A 20,737-nucleotide genomic window follows, 5' to 3' on the forward strand; every position below is an offset into this window, starting at 1 on the left:
GGGTTAACCGGCCGGAGGCTGCACAGCACCGCCTGCCTGCCTAGAATGTGCAGGTGCCCGCCGATGCCGCATCGCCGGGCGACTCGTCCCGATCAGGCGGCACCACCCCGAGAGCGTACGACATGACAGACAAAATCCATCGCATTGCAGTCATTCCCGGCGACGGCATCGGCCGCGAAGTCATGCCTGAAGCGCTGCGCGTACTCGACGCCGTGTCGCGGCGCTTCGGCATCCGGTTCGACTTCCGCCACATCGAGTGGGCCAGTTGCGACTACTACGCGAAGACCGGTCAGATGATGCCCGACGACTGGAAGGCGCAGCTCGAAGGCGTGGACGCGGTTCTGTTCGGCGCCGTCGGCTGGCCCGCCACCGTGCCGGATCATATCTCGTTGTGGGGCTCGCTCCTCAAGTTCCGCCGCGAGTTCGACCAGTACGTGAACCTGCGTCCCGCGCGCACATTCGAAGGCGTGCGCTCGCCGCTCGCGGCACACAACGCGAAGAACATCGACTTCTATATCGTGCGCGAGAACACCGAGGGCGAGTACTCGGCCGTGGGCGGCACGATGTTCGAGGGCACCGAGCGCGAGTTCGTCGTGCAGCAGTCCGTCTTCACGCGCGTGGGCTCCGAGCGCGTGCTGAAGTTCGCCTTCGATCTCGCGCAGCGGCGCGAGCGGCACCACGTGACGGTGGCCACGAAGAGCAACGGCATTGCGATCAGCATGCCGTGGTGGGACGAACGCGCAGCCGAGATGGCGGCCCGCTATCCCGACATCACATGGGACAAGCAGCACATCGACATTCTCTGCGCGCGCTTCGTGCTGCAGCCGCAACGCTTCGACGTGGTGGTGGCAACCAACCTGTTCGGTGACATCCTCTCCGACCTGGGCCCCGCCTGCACGGGCACCATCGGCATTGCGCCGTCCGCGAACCTGAACCCCGAGCGGCGCTTTCCTTCGCTGTTCGAACCGGTGCACGGCTCCGCGCCCGACATCGCGGGCCAATACATTGCGAACCCGATCGCGATGATCTGGTCCGCGGCGATGATGCTCGACTTCCTCGGCAACGCGAGCGGCGCCGAGCACGAGGCGCACGACGCCATCGTCGCGGCGATCTCGGAGGTGCTCAAGCACGGTCCGCATACGCGCGACATGGGCGGCGAGGCATCCACGAGCGCGCTCGGCGAAGCGGTCGCCGAGCGGCTGTAATCAGACCGCGGCCGCTTCGGGCACGCCCTGAAGCCGCGCTGCGGGCGAAACGACGATGATGGCGGCCTGCACGGCGAATGCCGCGGCGGCGGCCACGAGGCAGGCGTCCATCCCGAAGTGCGCGCTGATCGCGGCGCCCAGCAGCGCCCCGAGCGGACGCGCCCCCTGCGTCGCCGTCGCGTTGATGGCCGACACGCGCGCCATCATGCCGCCCGGCGTAATGGCCTGACGCAGCGTGGTGGAGCCGACCACCCACAGGATCGGCCCCACGCCCAGCAGGAAGAAGCTCAGCGTGGCGAGCAGAAACGACGGCACGGCGAGCGTGGCCACCATGACGAGCGAAGCGGCCAGCCCACAGAGCGGCCCGATCACGAGCATGCGGCCGAACGCGAGTGCTCGCGCCACAGCAGGCGCCGCAAGCGCGCCGCACACCATGCCCACGCCATAGGCGCCGAGCGTCACGCCGACCGCCGACGCACCCAGCCCGAGCCGGTGCACCGCATAAGGCACGTAGACGGCCTGCAGCGTGAAGAAGCCCACGTTGAAGAACACGGCGGTAGCAAGCATGGGCCGCAACAAGGCATCGCGCGCGACGAAGCGGGCGCCCTCGCGCAACTCGTGCAGGAAATGCCGATGCGCCGACGCGGCGCGCGGCGGCTCGCGCAACCGCGCAAGCAACGCCACCGTGAGCGCCGATAGGCCGGCCGCTACGCCATACGCCCAGCCCGCGCCGATCCATCCCACGAGCAGGCCGCCCAACGCCGGTCCCGCCGAGTACGCGACGCTGCGGGCCAGCTCCACGCGTCCGTTGGCCGCCGCCAGCTGTTCGCGCGCCACGAGCCACGGCACGAGCGCGGGCGCCGCCACGCCGTACGCCACCGTGCCCGTGGCGCCGAGAAAACCGAGCAGCATCAGTAGCGGCAGCGAGAGTGCATGCGTGTAGACGAGCGCCAGCACCGCCACGAGTGCCGCGACGCGCACGGCTTCGGCCACGGTCATCAGCGTGCGGCGCGAATGACGGTCGGCCCAGACGCCGAGCGGAATGGAAAGCAGCAGGAACGGCAGCGTCTGCGCGGTCTGCAGCAAACCGGTGTCGCTTGCGGAGGCATCGAGCGCGAACACAGCGACGAGCGGTGCCGCGGCAAGGCTGATCTGCTCCGCCGATTGCGCGAAGAGATTGGACCACGCAAGGCGATTGAAGGCCGCGCCGAACGCGGGACGGGCGGCACTGACCGAAGCGGTACGCCGCGATGAAGCGCTGAAGAGACGGAATGGCATGGATGGCCTCCGGTTGACGATGGGTTCATCGTCGCCGGTGAGGCCGTGGGACGCGCTCCGGTTCTTGCGGTCTCATTGGCGGCGCGCCGGGTGCGCGCTGCATCGAACACAGCCGGTCGATCTCGCCGTTCTCCACCCAACGCGAGGCGATTTCGGCCACGAGCGACACGGTCATCCGGCAGTCGCTGCGAATCACGGCCGCGGCTTTCGAGCACCACGCCGTGGGCGTTCGCACATACCCGACGCACAAGCCGGGCGCCACGGGTTTCGAGAGCCGTGCGAGATGGGGGACAACTGCTCGGGAAGACGCGCGGCGCGCGGCTCGGGCGGTGGCGCTTCGGGGAGCGCCGGACGAGTGTGCAGTAGCGCGTAGCGGGAGCGCGAGGTGCCGGAACGCAGGTAGAGCGTGCTGCTTCAGGCCCGATGGGGAGCGCCGGTTAAAATGCGCCGGGCTGCCGGTTGAACAACGGCCTCGCCACCTGGCGACTCGGCGACTTTGTGGCTTCGCGCACTTCATGGACCTCGAAAGCATTCTCTTCACTCAAGGCTTCGGCTCGCGCCGTCAATGCCGCGCGCTCGTTGCAGACGGGCGCGTGACCATCGGCGGCGTCGCATGCACCGATCCCGATGCACCGTTCGATACCACCGCGCTGGTATTCAGCGTCGACGGCGCGACCTGGCCATGGCGCGAGCACGTGTACATCGCGCTCAACAAGCCCGCCGGATACGAGTGTTCACGCGACCCGCAGCATCATCTCAGCGTGTTTCATCTGCTGCCGCCGCAGTTCGCGACGCGGGGCGTACAGTCCGTGGGCCGACTCGATCAGGACACCACCGGCCTGCTGCTGCTCTCCGACGACGGCCAGTTCGTTCACGCATTCACCTCCCCGAAGCGCAAGGTGCCGAAGGTCTACGTGGCGACGACGCGCCACGCCATCGACGACGCGCAGCTTCAGGCATTGCGCAACGGCGTGCTACTGCACGGCGAGGCGAAGCCGATAGCGGCCGTGGCCGCCGAAGCACGCAGCCGCCACGAACTCGTACTCACGGTGCTCGAAGGCAAGTACCACCAGGTCAAGCGCATGGTGGCCGCGGCGGGCAATCGCGTGGAGGCGCTGCATCGTGAGCGGATCGGCGGATGGGCGCTGCCTGCGGGGCTTGCGGCCGGCGCCTGGCAATGGCTCGACGACGCCGATCTCGCGGCGCTGCGCAAGGGGTAAACCCCGCGACCGTTCAGCACGATGCGCGGCTCTGTTCGACGGCGCACACAACGTCCCTTGGAACGGGCTCCATGTGTTGCGTTGCCGCATGCCCCGCGCCACATCGCGCCCTATACTGGGTTACAGAACGACGACAAACCGCCAAGGGAGACGTGCCATGGTCATCTACGACACGTTCAAGATTTCATACATGATGATTGCGTTTGTCTGCATGGCAGCGATTCTGATCGGGACGCTGCTGGCAGCCATGCATGCGCGTCATCAGTATCGGCCCAACCTGATTGGCGCATTGATCGGCGCCTTGCTGTGCTTCGTTCTGCTTGAAACACTGCCTTCGTTCACCTGAACGTCCGCGCGCCTGCACCGCGCGCTGCGTGCCGCACAAAGTCGCCACGCGTGCATTGGCCACGCCCGATTCACTAACGCCCAACTCACTTGCGCGCGGTAGCGACTGCGTGCAGGAAGTCGTCCACGTGCGGATAGCGTAGCCGGACGCCCAGCTCGCGCTTGAGGCGCCGGTTCGAAAGCCGGCGCGACTCGCGCATGAAGGAAAGCAGCGTGGAGTCGAGCGTCTTCTCGGCCTCGGTGCGGGACACGCGCGGCGGACGCGCAAGACCGAAGGCGTCGGCCACTCGATCGAAATACTCGCCCATCTTCAGTTCGCTGTCGTCGCTCGCATGCACGGCGCGGCCCGGTCGGCCGTGCGTCGCCATGCGCACGAGAATGGTGGCGAGGTCGTCGGCGTGAATGTGGTTGGTGTAGACGTCGTCGGCATCGATCAAGGCGGGCGTGCCCTTTCCCAGCCGCGCGAGCGGCAGGCGGGTCGCCGCGTAGATGCCGGGAATGCGTGCGATGGTGGCCCGCACCGCGCCGCGTGCAGTCGCCGCACGCAGTTGCTGTTCCGCCGAAACGCGCCGCATGGCGCGCGCATTCGCAGGGTGCACGGCGCGCGTCTCGTCGATGCGCGCGCCGCCGCAGTCGCCGTACACGCCTGTGGTACTTGCATACACGAGGCGAACCGGGGCGCGAGAGCCCGGACGGGCGGCGGCGCGGCCCACCCCCTCGGGTACAATAGGCGCCTTGCCGCGCGGCACGCCGATTGCGAAGCGAGTGGCGGGAGCCGCAAGCGTTGCGAAGCGGTCCACAAGGCCGCCAGTGCACCCACGCCCCCGAAACTGCGCACGCTGCCGATACCGTGCCGGCTGTCGACGCGGCGCGGCAAGCGCGGCTAACAGGGCACGTGTGCGGGTATCGGCGTCCCCTGTCTTCGGGGGTGGCGCGAGGTGCAGCACGACAGGTGCGAGTCCGGCAAGGCGTGCGAGGCTCGTTCGCACGTCGAGGTCGCCGACCAGCGGAATCGTGCCGGCCGCGCGCAGTTCGCCGGCGCGTGCGGCGTGGCTCGTCAGCGCAAAGACGCGCGAGCGGGGCAAGACGCGCGCGACGCAGCGCAAGCCGACGTCGCCACAGCCGACAATCAGCACGCGCGGCCGGCGCAAGGTTCGTGTCGCGATCATGGTGGACGCAATTCTAGCCGTCATGCGCGGCGCTCACAGGTTTCCGACTCTTCGTTCTCTTCGTATATGGCATTCAATGTAACGCTCAAACAAAGCGGCCGTCAGTTCCAGGTGGAACCCGACGAGCCCGTGCTCACCGCCGCCCTGCGTCAGGGCATCGGGCTGCCCTATGGCTGCAAGAACGGCGCATGCGGTTCGTGCAAGGGCACGGTGGTATCGGGGCAGATCGAACAGGGCGCGCATTCGTCGTCGGCGCTCTCCAACGACGAGCGCACGCGCGGCATGGCGCTCTTCTGCTGCGCGACCGCGCAGACCGACCTCGAAATCGACGTGCGCGAAGTCGCCGGCGTGGGCGACATTCAAGTGCGCAAACTGCCGTGCCGCGTGATGTCGATCGAACGCAAGGCCGACGACGTCGTCGTGCTGAAGCTGCAGTTGCCCGCGAACGAGCGCCTGCAGTACCTCGCGGGCCAGTACCTGGAGTTCGTGCTGAAGGACGGCTCGCGTCGCAGCTACTCGATGGCCACGGCGCCGCACGAGGAAGGCCCGATCGAGCTGCATATCCGCCACATGCCCGGTGGCAAGTTCACCGACCACGTGTTCGGCGCCATGAAAGAGCGCGACATCCTGCGCTTCGAGGCCCCGCTTGGCACGTTCTTCCTGCGCGAGGAATCCGACAAGCCCATCGTGCTGCTCGCCTCGGGCACCGGCTTTGCGCCCATCAAGGCCATCGTCGAGCATGCGGCGTTCAAGAACATCGGACGCCCGATGACGCTCTACTGGGGCGCGCGCCAGCGCAAAGACCTGTACCTGATGGAGCTGGCCGAGCAATGGGCGAAGGACATTCCCAACTTCCGTTTCGTGCCGGTGCTCTCGGAGCCCGACGCGGCGGACGGCTGGACCGGGCGCACGGGCTTCGTTCATCGCGCCGTCATCGAAGACCTGCCAGACTTGTCGGGCTACCAGGTGTACGCGTGCGGCGCACCGGTGATGGTGGAATCGGCGCAGCGCGACTTCACGCAGCACCACGGGCTGCCGGCCGATGAGTTCTACGCGGATTCGTTCACGAGCGCGGCCGACCTGGCCAACCCCGTTTAAGCGCGTTTTCCCGCGAATCGAACACGGCGGGCCAAGCCGCAAAAAAGTGCCCGCCGTGCGAAATTCATGGTTTACACCGGCGTTCGCGTTGTCGTATTCTTTCGCGCATGAACCGCATCCTGTCCGAACTCCGACGTCGCCGCGCTCTGCACCCATAGTGGGGGCCTGGCTACGTCACGGACTCGCGCGCTACACGCTGCACCACGCGCAAGCTGTTCGAATCATGAAAGCCACGGACCTCCGTGGCTTTTTGTTTTTTCCGCTCCCTTTTTCAACCTTCTAGCCCGTCTTGCCGGAGCCTGTCGCCATGAAATTCACCGAGTACCCGATCGAGTCGCTGATGTACATCACCAACCGGCCCGAAATCGTTTTCACGCATGGCAAGGGGTCGTGGATCTACGACAACGAAGGCAAGCGCTACCTCGATTTCATTCAGGGCTGGGCCGTGAACAGCCTCGGCCACTGCAACGACGGCATGATCGAAGCGCTCGAGAAGCAGGCGCGCCTGTTGATCAATCCGTCGCCGGCCTTCTATAACGAGCCGATGGCGAAGCTCGCCGCGCTGCTCACCGAACACAGCTGCTTCGACAAGGTCTTCTTCGCCAACAGCGGCGCGGAAGCCAACGAAGGCGCCATCAAGCTCGCGCGCAAGTGGGGCAAGAAATTTCGCGACGGCGCCTACGAGATCATCACGTTCAATCACAGCTTCCACGGCCGCACGCTCGCCACCATGTCGGCGAGCGGCAAGGCGGGTTGGGACACCATCTACGCACCCCAGGTGCCGGGCTTCCCGAAAGCCGAGCTGAACGACATCGAGTCCGTCGAGAAGCTGATCGGCAACAAGACCGTGGCCGTGATGCTCGAACCCATTCAGGGCGAAGGCGGCGTGATTCCGGCTACGCGCGAATTCATGCAGCAACTGCGCGAGCTCACGAAGAAGCACGGCATCCTGCTGATCGTCGATGAAGTGCAAAGCGGCTGCGGCCGCGCCGGCACGCTGTTCGCCTACGAACTTTCCGGCGTCGAACCGGACATCATGACGCTCGGCAAGGGCATTGGCGGTGGCGTTCCGCTCGCGGCGCTGCTCTCGAAGAAAGAGATTGCCGTGTTCGAAGCCGGCGACCAGGGCGGCACGTACAACGGTAATCCGCTGATGACGGCAGTGGGCCATTCGGTGATCTCGCAACTCGTGGCGCCGGGCTTCCTCGAAGGCGTGCGCGCCCGCGGCGAGTACCTGCGCGCGAAGCTGCTCGAACTGTCGGCCGAACGCGGATTCGAAGGCGAGCGCGGCGAAGGCTTGCTGCGTGCGCTGCTGCTGGGCAAGGACATCGGCAACCAGATCGTCGAGAAGGCACGCGTCATGCAGCCCGACGGCCTGCTGCTCAACGCGGCGCGCCCGAATCTGCTGCGCTTCATGCCGGCGCTCAACGTGACGATCGAAGAGATCGACCAGATGATGGCGATGCTGCGCTCGGTACTCGATTCGCTGTAAAGGCCGCCATGACAGACACGACGCTCGTCATGCGCCGCTTCGAAGTCGCGGACACAGAAGCCGTGATCGCGCTGTGGCAGCAGGCGTTTCCCGAGTATGGCGACACGAGCCGGCCGCAACGCGACCCGCGCCTGTCCATCGCGAACAAGCTCGCGACGCAGCCCGAACTGTTCTTCGTCGCGACGCTCGACGCGCGGCTCGCGGGCACGGTGATGGCCGGCTACGACGGACACCGCGGTTGGCTCTACTCGCTCGCGGTTCCGAAGGACCTGCGCCGGCACGGTATCGGCACGCGGCTCGTGGCGCATGCCGAACAGGCACTGGCGGCGCTGGGTTGTCCGAAGGTGAATCTGCAGGTGCTGGAAAGCAAGCCCGACGTACTGCGCTTCTACGAAGCACTGGGCTACGGCAGCGATGCGGTGATCAGCCTTGGCAAACGGCTGGGTGCGTCGGCGCCGCAGGCTGAAGCGGTGACGCAGACGGCGGATTAGTCTTTCTGCGGGCGGCGGGGGCTTTAGTCGCGTCGCTTCGATCCGGGCGCTCTCGCTATTGCTCGCGCCAATAGAAAAGGCCGCATGCGTTTGCAAACGCATGCGGCCTTTGTCTTCTGACCGACGGTTATTGCAGCCGATGGCGCCGCTCACGGCAACGCCATCAGGTCCGTCAGCGCACGTTACTCCATTACTCGCCCAGATACGCCGCGCGCACCTTCGGATCGTTGAGCATCTGCTTCGCGTCGCCCGACATCGTCACCGTACCGGAGTCCATCACGTAGCCGCGGTTCGCGGCCTGCAGCGCGAGGCGGGCGTTCTGTTCGACGAGCAGCACCGTGATGCCCTCCTTCGAAATTTCCCGCACCACTTCGAAGATCTTCTCCACCATGATCGGCGAGAGACCCATCGACGGTTCGTCGAGCAACAACAGCTTCGGCTTGCTGATGATCGCGCGCGCCATTGCAAGCATCTGCTGCTCGCCGCCCGAGAGCGTGCCCGCAAGCTGCGTCGACCGTTCCTTCAGGCGCGGGAAGAAGCCGAACATGCGCTCGACGTCCTTCTTGATGCCGTCCGTGTCGCTGCGCAGGTACGCGCCCATCTGCATGTTCTCGATGATCGTCATGCGCGCGAAGATGCCGCGGCCTTCCGGCACCATCGCGAGGCCGCGCTTGAGCAGCTCGTGCGCCGGCATACCCTTGATCGACTGACCCAGGTACTCGATGTCGCCGGCCGAGTAAGGCTTGAGGCCCGTGATCGCCTTCATGGTCGTCGTCTTGCCCGCGCCGTTCGCGCCGATCAGCGTGACGAGCTCGCCCTGCCCCACTTCCAGGTCCACACCCTTCACGGCCTGAATGCCGCCGTAGTTAACCTGCAATCCCTTGATTTTCAGCATTGGCGTAGCCATCAGTGAACCCCCGCGCCCAGATATGCCTCGATCACCTTCGGGTCCTTCTGCACGTCTTGCGGCAGACCCTCGGCGATCACCTTGCCGTAGTCGAGCACTGTCATCCGGTTACACAGGCCCATCACCAGCTTCACGTCGTGTTCGATCAGCAGAATCGTCCTGCCGTCCGAACGGATCTTGTCCAGCAGCCGCGTGAGTTCCACCTTCTCCGTCGCGTTCATGCCTGCGGCCGGTTCGTCGAGTGCAAGCAGCTTCGGATCGGTCGCGAGCGCACGCGCGATTTCGAGGCGCCGCTGGTGGCCGTACGAGAGATTGCGCGACGTGTAGTCTGCGTACTGCGCGATACCCACGTACTCGAGCAGCTCGATAGCGCGCTCCTTGATCTCGCGCTCTTCCCTGCGCTCGGCCGGCGTCTGAAGCACGGCGCCGATCAGCCCGTGCTTCGTGCGCACATGGCGGCCCACCATCACGTTCTCGAGCGCCGTCATACCGCCGAACAGGCGAATGTTCTGGAACGTCCGGGCGATACCGGCCTGGGCCACCTGGTGAACCGCGGTCGGCGTGTAGGTCTGGCCGTCCAGCTTGAACTCGCCCGAATCGGGCGTGTACAGCCCCGTAATCACGTTGAAGAAGGTGGTCTTGCCTGCCCCGTTCGGGCCGATCAGTCCGTAGATCTGGCCTTCCTCGATCTGCAGGCCGACGTCGGAAAGCGCCTGCAGACCGCCGAAGCGCTTGTTGACGCCCTTCACCGAGAGTCGAATGCTCTTGTTGCTCATGTTGTCGTGCTCCTGTGTCGACCCGCGTTCACGTTCCAGCGCTTACGCGGGTCCCATGCCTTTACGCGCGCACCGGCTTCTTGCCGTTGCGCTTCGCCAGTCTTGCGATCTTGTCTTCGTGCTTCGGCGCGGGCCACAGGCCTTCCGAGCGGTACAGCATGATCAGCACCATGGCGAGGCCGTACAGCAGCTGACGGATCACTTCGGTATCGACGATTTCGTGGCCGAACACGGCGTTCTGCAGCGGACCCATGGTCGAGCGCAGGAATTCGGGGAACACGGCGAGCAGCACGGCGCCGAGAATCACGCCCGGAATGTGGCCCATACCGCCCAGCACCACGCAGGCCAGCACCACGACCGATTCCCAGAACGTGAACGACTCGGGCGACACGAAGCCCTGGAACGCGCCGAACATCGCGCCGGAAAGGCCGCCAAACGACGCGCCCATTGCGAACGCGAGCAGCTTCACGTTACGCGTGTTGATACCCATCGCCTTGGCGGCAATTTCGTCTTCGCGGATCGCGGCCCATGCACGGCCAATACGCGAGTGCTGCAACCGGGTACACACCCAGATCACGAGCAGCGCGCACAGCACGAACAGGTAGTAGTACATGTACACGGACGGGAACGAGAAGCCGAAAAACGTATGGGTCTGCTGGAGACTGAAGCCGCCGACCTTCACCGGATCGATACCCGTGATGCCCTGCGGACCGTTGGTGATGTTCACCGGACGGTCGAGGTTGTTCATGAAGATCCGCACGATTTCACCAAAACCGAGCGTCACGATGGCGAGATAGTCGCCTCGCAGACGCAGCGTCGGCGCACCGAGCAGAATGCCGAAGATCGCGGCGAGCGCCATGGCAATCGGCACGATGAGCCAGATCGGTGTGTGCAGGCCGGCAGGCGCCAGACGGGCGATCCATTCGAACTGCGTCGTCAGGTGCGGCGACGACAGCAGTGCCGCGGTGTACGCGCCGACGGCATAGAAAGCGATGTAGCCCAGGTCCAGCAGGCCCGCAAAGCCCACCACCACGTTCAGGCCCAGCGCGAGCATGACGTACAGCATCGCGAAGTCGAGCACGCGCACCCAGTAGTTGCCGCCGGCTGCGCCGATGATCATCGGCGCAGCAATCACGAGTACCGCGGTGACGACGCCGACCAGCAGGGTCTTCGTCGCGTTCTTCTCGGGGATGAGCGTCGTGGACGGCTCGATCGGTTGAATTGAAGTCATTTGTTTCTCTCCTCAGAACCCGGATCAGGCACGATCCGCAACACGCTCGCCGAGGAGACCCGACGGACGGAACACGAGCACCACGATCAGCACGATGAATGCGAACACGTCCTGATAGTTACTGCCGAACACGCCACCGGTCAGATTGCCGATGTAGCCCGCACCCAACTGCTCGATGAGACCGAGCACCACGCCGCCGACCATGGCGCCCGTCAGGTTGCCGATACCGCCCAGCACCGCTGCGGTAAAGGCCTTCATGCCGGGGATGAAGCCCATATAGAAGTGCGCGTTGCCGTACTCGGACGCGATCATCACGCCGGCCAGAGCGGCGAGCGCCGAGCCGATCATGAAGGTGGCCGAAATCACGAAGTTCGGGTTCACGCCCATCAGGCTCGCGACGCCGGGGTTCTCGGCGATGGCGCGCATCGCGCGGCCCAGCTTGGTCTTGTGCACGAGCAGCAGCAGACCGCCCATCACGAGGAAGGCGACCACGATGATCACGATTTCAGTCATCGAAATCACGGCGCCCGGCGTGGTGTCCGTGGCCTTGATCACGTTGATGGGATCGGTGGGAAGCAACTGCGGGAAAGCGAGGGGATTGCGCGACCAGATCATCATCGCGAGGGTCTGCAGGAGAATCGAGACGCCGATGGCGGTGATCAGCGGGGCTAGCCGTGGCGCCCGGCGCAACGGCCGGTAGGCCACGCGTTCGATCGTGTAGCCCACCACCGCGCAAACGACCGCGGCAATAGCGAGCGCAATGATGAGTGTGGGCACGTTGCCGAGACCCGGGAAGTGATTCTGCAGCACGCCGATCGCAGACAGCGCGACCATTGCCCCCACCATCAGCACATCGCCGTGAGCGAAGTTGATGATGCCCAGAATCCCGTAAACCATCGTGTAGCCCAGTGCGATGATGGCGTAGACGCTACCAAGCACCAGTCCGTTCAGGATCTGCTGGATGAAAATATCCATTTAATACTCCTTAGCCCGTGCGACCGGATTCGCGATCTTCATGCGCCGGTGGGCGATGGGTCACGGAACCGCAACTGCACTCTCGGGTACTGATAAAAAAACCGGTCGAGGCCAACCCGCCACCGGCACACGCGTTGCCGGCAACAGCGATCCGCGACCGGCGGATGCAAAAACGGCACCGTCCGATGGTTCGGTGCCGTCGGTTCAACAAATCCTTTACAGCTTCGCGACGCCGAGGACGGCTTGACCGCTGCCCTTGAAGTCGTCAAGCGCGAAGACGCTGCTGTCTGTCCGCACCCTGTCATGCGCCAGACGCGCGGTCGAAGGTACGGCAACACGCGCGGCCATCTGCTCTACGGCTGCACTCGTCTCGCGCAACATTGCCGTGTCGCGCGGAACGCTCGTGGTATTCCTGAGGATGGCCCGCTCTGCGGACGCCGCATCGTTCGCTGCCAGACGCACCGCCTGCAATTGCGGCAAGCCCGCGCGCGAGGACGAAGTCACAGCAACATGTATGCCACTCGACAAACGAAGTGCGGCGAAGCGTGTATTCCGAATGAGCCGATCCCCGTGGCCACCGATCCTGATATCGCGCGCGCCAACGCCGCGAACGGCCATTTGCGCACTGCTTTCGTTATCCGGGCCTTCATGGACGCCATCGCGAAACGGCGCCGCTGCGCGACTGGGTACGACAACGGTCGTTCCAACGGTCATTCCGTCTACCGGCGCCGCGGTTGCGCTCATTGCGCCCTTGCCCGCCACGTCATCACTATTGTTGCTGCCGGTCGCAAACCTCACGACTGCGGCCGCAATGGACACGGCGTAAGCAAACTCGACTCGCATCAAACAGGTCTCCTGCGCCTTGCAAAATCCGTGGTCCACAGACCGCCAGGCCTTCAGAACGCGCGCATTGTAACTCCAATTATGCGGTGGGCAATATTCTGATCCCGCAGGGTTTTCCTGCATTGCAACCGCTTTTTGAGACTTATACCGCTCGGTCGTCGCAACCTGGTTGCAACGTCTCTTTACGCACCAGTTGCGCCGAATTTGCCGACTTTTGACATCAATCGTTGCAGGGCGACGGCCGTACAGCCTTGCGCAACGGGCGTCTGCCCGAAAGAGGAGCATTTGGGAGCCACATCGCCGCATGTGCACCGTCATGAGGCGAGCGGCTTGAGACATGTGGAATGTCGGTGATTTATAAGGGACGCATCATATTATGGGCACGCGACCCGTGCGCGGCAGAGTCAGAAGCAAGGCTTGGTGACACCCGGCGCACTCGCTTTTCCAGGTGATCTGTCACCTATTAAATGCCTGCCGCGTCGCTCGGCACCGCAAACAAAAAAGCGCGCCGAAGAGGCGCGCTTTTTTGTTTGGGAGCAATCCATAGCGGACCGCCCTTATATAGGCAGGAGAAACTTCGCCTCAGGCCGGCTGACCGAGCCCTCGCGGCAAGGGAAACGCAATGCTTTCCTCGATCCCGTCGAGCGCGCGAACGTTATGCACGCCCAGCTGGTTCAGACGCCGGATCACCGCCTGGGCCAACGCCTCGGGCGCTGACGCTCCGGCCGTGAGGCCAATGCGACGCTTGCCGGCAAGCCAGGCCGGATCGATCTGATCCGGCGAATCCACCATGTACGCCGGCACGCCGCGCTTTTCAGCCACCTCGCGCAGGCGGTTCGAGTTCGAGCTGTTGGGACTGCCCACCACGATCACGACGTCGCACTGGGGCGCCATAAACTTCACCGCGTCCTGGCGATTCTGCGTGGCATAGCAGATGTCCTGCTTTTTCGGCTCGCGAATGCCGGGGTACTTCGCCTTGAGCGCCGAGATGATCTCGGCAGCGTCGTCCACGGAAAGCGTGGTTTGCGTCACAAACGCGATCCGGCTGGCGTCGGACAACGGAAGTGCCTTGACGTCCTCGATGTCCTCCACCAGATACATGCCTTCGCCCACCTGCCCCATCGTGCCTTCGACCTCAGGGTGCCCCTTGTGGCCGATCATCACCACGTCGAGGCCTTCCTGGCGCATCTTCGCCACTTCGATGTGCACCTTCGTCACGAGCGGACACGTGGCGTCGTAGACGCGCAAGCCGCGCGCTTCGGCTTCGGCACGCACGGCCTTCGACACACCGTGGGCACTGAAGATCACCGTGTTGCCGGGCGGCACCTCGTCGAGCTGCTCAACGAAGATCGCGCCCTTCTTGCGCAGATCTTCGACGACGTAGGCGTTATGAACGATCTCGTGGCGCACATAGATCGGCGCGCCGTGGATCTGGATTGCACGCTCGACAATCTCGATCGCGCGATCGACGCCCGCGCAGAACCCTCTTGGCTGGGCCAGCAAGATTTCGGCGTCGGTCAGGGTCGTGTCCGTGGTGCTCATGTATTTACAGGATTCCGATGATTTTGACTTCAAACGCCACCGCCGCACCGGCGAGCGGGTGATTGAAGTCGAACAGCGCGGAGGTTTCGCCAATCTCCTTCAGCACGCCCGCGTAGCGCCCGCCGTCGGGCGCGTTGAATTCGACGAGATCGCCGGGAGAAAAATCCTCGCCGATCATGCCGTTTTCGCGCAGCGTGGCAAGCGACACGCGCTGCACCAGCTCGGGATTGCGCTGGCCGAACGCCTCGCCGGCTGGCAGCTGAAAGGTCGAGTGGTGGCCTACCTTCAGTCCCAGCAAAATTTCTTCCAGCGGCGGCGCAATTTGTCCGGCACCGATGAGCAGCGTGGCGGGACGGTCCACAAATGTATTGACGATGTCAGCGCCATCGGCAAGCGAAAGCCGGTAGTGGAGCGTGACATGGGAACCGGGTTTCACTTCGGAAATGTCGATGATGCTCATGCTGTCTCGTTCGGTCTGAGCGCGCAGCGCGCGCCCAGGGCGTGCGTGCGCGGGAGGGGAAAGCGCGTGCCGCGCCGCCTGCAAAAGTTCCATTGTAAGCCACATATCCGGCCCGAGTCGTGCGCGGCCGGGCGCCCGGCATCGGTCGCCCGCAACGTGTCGCAGGCGCCGGCCGCCTTTGTCTAAACAGGGAGTCGAGGTATGCAAGAAGCCGTCTGCTGGTTGCCGGAATCCAGTCCCCTCGCGGTGCGCGACGAACCGACGCAGGGCCCGCGAGCGGCACCTCCCGCCCCACGCGGCCGCTCGCGCGACATGCCGCGGGAGCGCCTGCGCGAAGCGGGACCGGCCGCATTGTCCGACGTTGAGCTCGTCGCTCTCGTACTTGGCACCGGACTGCCGGGCCACAACGTATTTGTCGTCGCGGAGTCGCTGCTGAGCCGCTTCGGTTCGCTGCGCGCCATGCTCGACGCACAGCCGGAAGAATTTCTCGGCCTGCGCGGCATCGGCCCGGCCAAGGCGTCGCAGTTGCAGGCAATCACCGAACTGGCGCGCCGGGCGCTCGCCGAAAAACTGCAGGAACGTCCGCTGATCGATTCGCCCGGCGCCGTCGAAGACTACCTGCGCCTCATGATCGGTGCGCGGCCGTTCGAGATGTTCGTGTGTCTCTTCCTCGACGTGCGGCACCGCCTGATCCGCTTCGAGGAATGCACGCGCGGCACGCTTACGCGCATGGCCGTTTATCCCCGCGAAATTGCGCGGCGCGCGCTGGTCCTCAATGCCGCGAACCTCATCGTGGCGCATAATCACCCATCCGGAGCGGTCCACCCGAGTGCCAGCGACCGGCGGCTCACGCGCGTGCTGCGCGACACGCTTACGCTGATCGATGTGCAACTGATCGACCATCTCGTGATCGGCCGCAGCGAAACGTTCTCATTTGCGCGTGCCGGCTGGGACTGAACGCCAACGTGAGGCAGGCGGCAAACGGGCGTAGGAGGCGGACCGGCGGCTTTTCGCGGCCTCATCTGGCGAGCTGTAAATCGCATTTGATTTTCCGCAGTTTTTTCTGCTAGAATCGCGGTTTGCCTCATTCCAACCCTGTTCCGAAGCCCGTCAACGGGTTTCCAGGAAAGCAAGCGGCCTCTTTCGCTCCATACGCGAAAACCGGTATCGCTGCTCCGGGAAACTTCAGCGGCGTTCGAACTCAGAATTTAAGCGTATTAGGAGTGCTCTCATGGCACGCGTATGCCAAGTAACTGGGAAAGCGCCGATGAGCGGCAACAACGTTTCCCACGCAAACAACAAGACGAAGCGTCGCTTCCTCCCGAACCTGCAAAGCCGCCGTTTCTGGGTTGAAAGCGAAAACCGTTGGGTGCGCCTGCGCGTTTCGAACGCCGGCCTGCGCCTGATCGACAAGAACGGCATCGACTCCGTGCTCGCTGACCTGCGCGCACGTGGCGAAGTCTAAGGAGTAAATCATGGCAAAGGGCGCGCGCGACAAGATCAAGCTGGAGTCCACGGCTGGCACCGGTCACTTCTACACGACCACGAAGAACAAGCGAAACATGCCGGAAAAGATGGAGATCAAGAAGTTCGATCCCGTCGTCCGCAAGCACGTGACGTACAAGGAAACCAAGATCAAGTAAGGTCTGGTTTCGAGCCTGAAGACGAGAAAAAGCCCCGCTACCCTGCGGGGCTTTTTCTTTATGGGCGCCGTCTCGACATCCCGATTTGCGCAACGTTTCCCGACACGCTGCACCCTGGCCAGCCGGCAAGTTTTCCCACTTTCCGTCAACAGGGTATGCTTGCTGACTTACCGGTGCATGATGACGGCGCGCAAGCGGCCCGTGCGCCGCGGCAACAGCACAACAGATGGAGAAGCGGGTATGAACTTCGATGTGGCGATTGTCGGCAGCGGCCTCGCCGGCCTGACCGTCGCGCTCAATCTTGCCGACACGCGGCGTGTCGCGGTCATCGCGAAGCGCTCGATGACCGAAGGCGCGAGCGACTGGGCACAAGGCGGCATCGCCGCGGTGCTGGATTCGGCGGACAGCGTCGAGAACCACGTAGATGACACGCTGGTGGCCGGCGCCGGGCTGTGCGACGAAGCTGCAACGCGCTACATCGTCGAACATGGCCGCTCGGCGATCGAATGGCTGATCGCGCAAGGCGTGCCTTTCACGAGGGACGACGCCGCCGAGCTGGGCTTCCACCTCACGCGTGAAGGCGGCCACAGCCACCGGCGCATCATTCACGCTGCGGATGCCACCGGCCACGCGGTCGTCGCCACCCTCAGCGAACTCGTGCGGCGGCACCCCAACATCACCTTGCTGGAAGATCACCATGCGATCGACGTCATCACGTCCGACCGCCTCGGCCTGCCTGGCCGGCGGTGCCACGGGCTGTACGCGCTGGATGTGAACACGGGCCGCACCGTCACCATCGAAGCGCCGCACACGGTGCTCGCGACCGGCGGCGCCGGCAAGGTCTATCTGTACACCACGAATCCCGATACCGCGACGGGCGACGGCATTGCCATGGCGTGGCGCGCCGGGTGCCGCGTGGCCAACATGGAATTCATCCAGTTCCATCCCACGTGCCTGTTCCATCCCTACGCGAAGTCGTTCCTGATCTCCGAAGCGGTGCGCGGCGAAGGCGGATTGCTGAAGTTGCCGGACGGCACACGCTTCATGCCGGCACACGACGAGCGGGCCGAACTGGCGCCGCGCGACATCGTGGCCCGCGCCATCGACTTCGAGATCAAGAAGCGCGGCATCGACTGCGTTTATCTCGACATCAGCCATCAGCCCGCCGAGTTCCTGCGCGAGCACTTTCCCACCATCCTCGCGCGCTGCCTCGAATTCGGCATCGACATCACGAAACAACCCATTCCGGTCGTGCCGGCGGCCCACTACACGTGCGGCGGCGTCGTGACCGACCTCGCGGGACGCACCGATCTGGCGGGGCTCTACGCGGTAGGCGAAACCTCGTGCACGGGGCTGCACGGCGCAAACCGGCTGGCTAGCAATTCACTGCTGGAGTGTCTCGTGATCGGCCGCGCCGCCGCTGCCGCAATCTGCGAAGAAGGCTTCGGTGCCATGGCGCACGCGCCGCTGCCCGACTGGGACGAGAGCCGCGTATCGGACCCGGACGAGGAAGTCGTGGTCGCCCACAATTGGGACGAACTGCGCCGGTTGATGTGGAACTACGTCGGCATCGTGCGCACGGACAAGCGCCTCACGCGCGCGAAGCACCGCATCGAACTGCTGCGCGACGAGATTCACGAGTACTACGCGAACTTCAAGGTGAGCCGCGATCTGCTGGAACTACGCAATCTGGTAGACGTGGCGTCGCTGATCGTCGACAGCGCTCGCTCGCGCCGCGAAAGCCGGGGCTTGCACTACAGCCGCGACTGGCCCGCCGCGTTGCCGAAAGCGCTTCCGACAGTGCTGTCGCCGGAGCGCGTGCGCAATCGCACTGCCTAGCCTCCAGCCTTCGGGCGTTCCTGCTAGTCAACGAGAGACGGCGCGGCACACTTCGGCCGCGCCATGTCGGCTCAGACGATACGCATGGAGTAGTCGGTCGCGCGCACGTCTTTCGTGAGCGCGCCGATGGACACGCGGTCCACACCCGTTTCGGCAATCGTGCGGACCGTGTCGAAATTGACCCCGCCCGAAACCTCGAGCACCGCCCGTCCGGCCGTGATGCGCACCGCTTCGCGCATCGCTTCGAACGAAAAGTTGTCCAGCAGAATCGACGTAGCACCGTGCGCGAGCGCCATTTCCAGCTGCTCCAGCGTTTCCACCTCGATCTGGATCGACACGCCGGACTGCAACGCAAGAGCGGCGTCCATGGCCGCGCCCACACCGCCCGCCGCTGCGATGTGGTTTTCCTTGATCAGAATGCCGTCGTAGAGCGCGAGCCGCTGGTTCGCGCCGCCGCCCACCCGCACCGCGTATTTTTGTGCGAGCCGCAAACCGGGCAACGTCTTGCGCGTGTCGAGAATGCTGGTGCGCGTGTGAGCGATCGCATCGACGTAGCGACGTGTTGCGGTCGCCACACCCGAGAGCAACTGCAGAAAATTGAGCGCGTTGCGCTCGGCCGTGAGTAGTCCACGCGCCGGACCGCGCATCGTGCACACCACCGAATCCGCCGCCATCCGGTCGCCTTCACGGTAGTGCCAGCGCACTTCGATGCGGGCATCGACGCTCGCCATTACCTTGTCGAACCACAGCACGCCACACAGGACAGCCTCTTCGCGCACGATGATGCGCGCGTCGCGCATGCCGTCTGCGGGTACGAGGCGCCCCGTCACGTCGCCCGTGCCGACGTCTTCCGCCAGCGCATCCGCCACATTGCGCGTCAGCGCGGCGTCGAAGGCGTCGCCGTATTGCGCGCGAACGGCCGGATAGAGCGGCGAAACAGCGTCCACGCCAATCAATTCGAGCGCACCCATCAAGCCGCTCCCACGTTGGAGAAGAGCGATGCGTCGCGCGCGAGGTCGCCGCTCGCCTGCACGCGCGTCTTGTGACGTGCGGCGAAATCCAGCATGCGGTCGATCGGCAACTTCGCCCGCACGGCGATGGACGGGTCCACGAAAATCTCGTTGTGGCCGCGCTCCAGCACATCGGCCAGATTCGCAAGGCCATTCATCGCCATCCAGGGGCAGTGCGCGCAGCTCTTGCAGGTGGCGCTATTGCCGGCCGTGGGCGCCTCGATGAATGTCTTGCCCGGCGCAGCAAGACGCATCTTGTGCAGGATGCCGAGGTCCGTCGCCACGATGAAGTGCGTCGCGTCGAGCTTGCGCGCCGCGTCGATCAGTTGCGTGGTCGAACCCACCACGTCGGCCAGCGCGACGACGCTTGCCGGCGACTCGGGATGCACGAGCACCTTCGCGTCCGGGTATTGCTCGCGCAGCAGATCGAGTTCGATCCCCTTGAATTCGTCGTGAACGAGGCACGAGCCCTGCCACAGCAGCATGTCGGCACCCGTCTTCTTCTGAATGTAGCTGCCCAGATGGCGGTCCGGCGCCCAGATCAGCTTTTCGCCGCGTGCGTGCAGGTCCGCAACGATCTCCAGCCCGATCGACGACGTCACCATCCAGTCGGCCCGCGCCTTCACGGCAGCGCTCGTGTTTGCGTACACGACCACGGTGCGGTCCGGGTGCGCGTCGCAAAACGCCGAAAATTCGTCCACCGGACAACCGAGATCGAGCGAACACGTCGCATCGAGATCAGGCATCAGCACGCGTTTGCCCGGGCTCAGAATCTTCGCCGTTTCGCCCATGAATCGCACACCTGCCACAACGAGCGTATCGGCGTCGTGATCGCGCCCGAAGCGCGCCATCTCGAGCGAATCCGCCACACAACCGCCAGTCTCGTCGGCAAGCTCCTGCAGCTCCGCGTCCACGTAGTAGTGCGCGACGAGCACCGCTTTTTCCCGCGCGAGCAGCGTGCGGATGCGAGCCTTCAGTTCGGACTTTTCCGCGGCCGACGGCGCGTCCGGCACCCTCGCCCAGGCTTGCCCGACGCTGCACACCGCGCCCTGCGGGCGGTCGTACTCGACGCTCCTGATTGGCTGACTCATGATCTCCTCTGCCCTGCCGATGCCGCCTGCCCTGTCAGGCTTTACAAAAAACCATATGAGGCCGGCAGCCCAAAAAGCAAAACCCCGCCAACGCGGGGTTTTGTGACGTCTTCAAATTTTAA

At 64.7% G+C, this 20,737-nt stretch carries 21 protein-coding genes; 10 read left to right on the forward strand and 11 right to left on the reverse strand.

Going from position 1 to position 20,737, the window contains the following annotated elements; translation table 11 throughout:
• The first annotated feature begins 122 nt into the window (after positions 1-122).
• Positions 123-1,205 (forward strand): tartrate dehydrogenase, encoded by a 1,083-nt coding sequence (locus P2869_RS13710; protein WP_277596768.1) that lies wholly within the window; start codon positions 123-125, stop codon positions 1,203-1,205.
• Here the strand turns inward: P2869_RS13710 and P2869_RS13715 are convergent, their stop codons facing one another.
• The gene (locus tag P2869_RS13715; protein ID WP_277596769.1) at positions 1,206-2,483 is read right to left on the reverse strand and encodes an MFS transporter; all 1,278 of its coding nucleotides are present in this window, start codon (positions 2,481-2,483) and stop codon (positions 1,206-1,208) included.
• A 515-nt stretch (positions 2,484-2,998) separates the two neighbouring features.
• Here P2869_RS13715 and P2869_RS13720 point away from each other — a divergent pair.
• On the forward strand, positions 2,999-3,703 hold the full coding sequence (locus tag P2869_RS13720; RefSeq protein ID WP_277596770.1) for a 16S rRNA pseudouridine(516) synthase: 705 nt from the start codon (positions 2,999-3,001) through the stop codon (positions 3,701-3,703).
• 157 nt (positions 3,704-3,860) lie between these two features.
• Positions 3,861-4,049 carry a hypothetical protein gene (locus tag P2869_RS13725; protein ID WP_017776779.1) on the forward strand — a complete coding sequence of 63 codons (189 nt, stop codon included), beginning with the start codon at positions 3,861-3,863 and terminating at the stop codon, positions 4,047-4,049.
• An 85-nt stretch (positions 4,050-4,134) separates the two neighbouring features.
• Here P2869_RS13725 and P2869_RS13730 read toward each other — a convergent pair whose 3' ends face one another.
• The gene (locus P2869_RS13730) at positions 4,135-5,217 is read right to left on the reverse strand and encodes an NAD-dependent epimerase/dehydratase family protein (protein ID WP_277598147.1); all 1,083 of its coding nucleotides are present in this window, start codon (positions 5,215-5,217) and stop codon (positions 4,135-4,137) included.
• 66 nt (positions 5,218-5,283) lie between these two features.
• Between P2869_RS13730 and P2869_RS13735 the strand changes: the two genes are divergently transcribed.
• From P2869_RS13735 to P2869_RS13745, 3 genes are all read left to right on the forward strand, one after another.
• The gene (locus P2869_RS13735; RefSeq protein WP_126877923.1) at positions 5,284-6,315 is read left to right on the forward strand and encodes a CDP-6-deoxy-delta-3,4-glucoseen reductase; all 1,032 of its coding nucleotides are present in this window, start codon (positions 5,284-5,286) and stop codon (positions 6,313-6,315) included.
• Positions 6,316-6,622: 307 nt separating this feature from the next.
• Positions 6,623-7,807, forward strand: a complete 1,185-nt coding sequence (locus tag P2869_RS13740) for an acetylornithine transaminase (RefSeq protein WP_126877922.1) — start codon at positions 6,623-6,625, stop codon at positions 7,805-7,807.
• An 8-nt stretch (positions 7,808-7,815) separates the two neighbouring features.
• Positions 7,816-8,298: a GNAT family acetyltransferase gene (locus P2869_RS13745; protein WP_277596771.1), complete on the forward strand. Its 483-nt coding sequence runs from the start codon at positions 7,816-7,818 to the stop codon at positions 8,296-8,298.
• A 190-nt stretch (positions 8,299-8,488) separates the two neighbouring features.
• Here P2869_RS13745 and P2869_RS13750 read toward each other — a convergent pair whose 3' ends face one another.
• The 7 genes from P2869_RS13750 to P2869_RS13780 form a co-directional block, all read right to left on the reverse strand.
• Positions 8,489-9,205, reverse strand: coding sequence for an ABC transporter ATP-binding protein (locus tag P2869_RS13750; protein WP_026121845.1), 717 nt, complete (start codon positions 9,203-9,205; stop codon positions 8,489-8,491).
• Entirely contained in the window at positions 9,205-9,981 is a 777-nt protein-coding gene (locus P2869_RS13755; RefSeq protein ID WP_017776785.1) for an ABC transporter ATP-binding protein, read from the reverse strand. The genes P2869_RS13750 and P2869_RS13755 overlap by 1 nt, the downstream gene beginning before the upstream one ends.
• A gap of 61 nt (positions 9,982-10,042) precedes the next feature.
• Complete coding sequence (locus P2869_RS13760; protein ID WP_017776786.1) at positions 10,043-11,212, reverse strand: ABC transporter ATP-binding protein; 1,170 nt, start codon at positions 11,210-11,212, stop codon at positions 10,043-10,045.
• Between the two features lie 24 nt (positions 11,213-11,236).
• Positions 11,237-12,187 carry a branched-chain amino acid ABC transporter permease gene (locus P2869_RS13765; RefSeq protein WP_017776787.1) on the reverse strand — a complete coding sequence of 317 codons (951 nt, stop codon included), beginning with the start codon at positions 12,185-12,187 and terminating at the stop codon, positions 11,237-11,239.
• A 216-nt stretch (positions 12,188-12,403) separates the two neighbouring features.
• Positions 12,404-13,030, reverse strand: coding sequence for a hypothetical protein (locus P2869_RS13770; RefSeq protein WP_277596772.1), 627 nt, complete (start codon positions 13,028-13,030; stop codon positions 12,404-12,406).
• A 582-nt stretch (positions 13,031-13,612) separates the two neighbouring features.
• Entirely contained in the window at positions 13,613-14,572 is a 960-nt protein-coding gene (ispH, locus tag P2869_RS13775) for a 4-hydroxy-3-methylbut-2-enyl diphosphate reductase (protein WP_277596773.1), read from the reverse strand.
• Between the two features lie 4 nt (positions 14,573-14,576).
• A complete protein-coding gene (locus P2869_RS13780; protein WP_017776790.1) occupies positions 14,577-15,032 on the reverse strand; it encodes a peptidylprolyl isomerase in 456 nt (151 codons plus the stop codon).
• 201 nt (positions 15,033-15,233) lie between these two features.
• Between P2869_RS13780 and radC the strand changes: the two genes are divergently transcribed.
• From radC to nadB, 4 genes are all read left to right on the forward strand, one after another.
• Positions 15,234-15,989, forward strand: coding sequence for a DNA repair protein RadC (gene radC, locus P2869_RS13785; protein ID WP_017776791.1), 756 nt, complete (start codon positions 15,234-15,236; stop codon positions 15,987-15,989).
• Positions 15,990-16,263: 274 nt separating this feature from the next.
• The gene (gene rpmB, locus P2869_RS13790) at positions 16,264-16,497 is read left to right on the forward strand and encodes a 50S ribosomal protein L28 (RefSeq protein ID WP_026121846.1); all 234 of its coding nucleotides are present in this window, start codon (positions 16,264-16,266) and stop codon (positions 16,495-16,497) included.
• Positions 16,498-16,507: 10 nt separating this feature from the next.
• Complete coding sequence (rpmG, locus tag P2869_RS13795; RefSeq protein ID WP_017776793.1) at positions 16,508-16,675, forward strand: 50S ribosomal protein L33; 168 nt, start codon at positions 16,508-16,510, stop codon at positions 16,673-16,675.
• 240 nt (positions 16,676-16,915) lie between these two features.
• Positions 16,916-18,514: an L-aspartate oxidase gene (gene nadB, locus P2869_RS13800; protein WP_017776794.1), complete on the forward strand. Its 1,599-nt coding sequence runs from the start codon at positions 16,916-16,918 to the stop codon at positions 18,512-18,514.
• A gap of 71 nt (positions 18,515-18,585) precedes the next feature.
• Here the strand turns inward: nadB and nadC are convergent, their stop codons facing one another.
• Entirely contained in the window at positions 18,586-19,485 is a 900-nt protein-coding gene (gene nadC, locus P2869_RS13805) for a carboxylating nicotinate-nucleotide diphosphorylase (RefSeq protein WP_017776795.1), read from the reverse strand.
• The gene (gene nadA / locus P2869_RS13810) at positions 19,485-20,615 is read right to left on the reverse strand and encodes a quinolinate synthase NadA (protein ID WP_277596774.1); all 1,131 of its coding nucleotides are present in this window, start codon (positions 20,613-20,615) and stop codon (positions 19,485-19,487) included. Before nadA ends, nadC begins: the two co-directional genes overlap by 1 nt.
• Positions 20,616-20,737 lie beyond the last annotated feature (122 nt).

Source organism: Paraburkholderia sp. SUR17 (genome assembly GCF_029536165.1).
In the GTDB taxonomy this organism is placed as follows: Bacteria; Pseudomonadota; Gammaproteobacteria; order Burkholderiales; family Burkholderiaceae; genus Paraburkholderia; species Paraburkholderia kururiensis.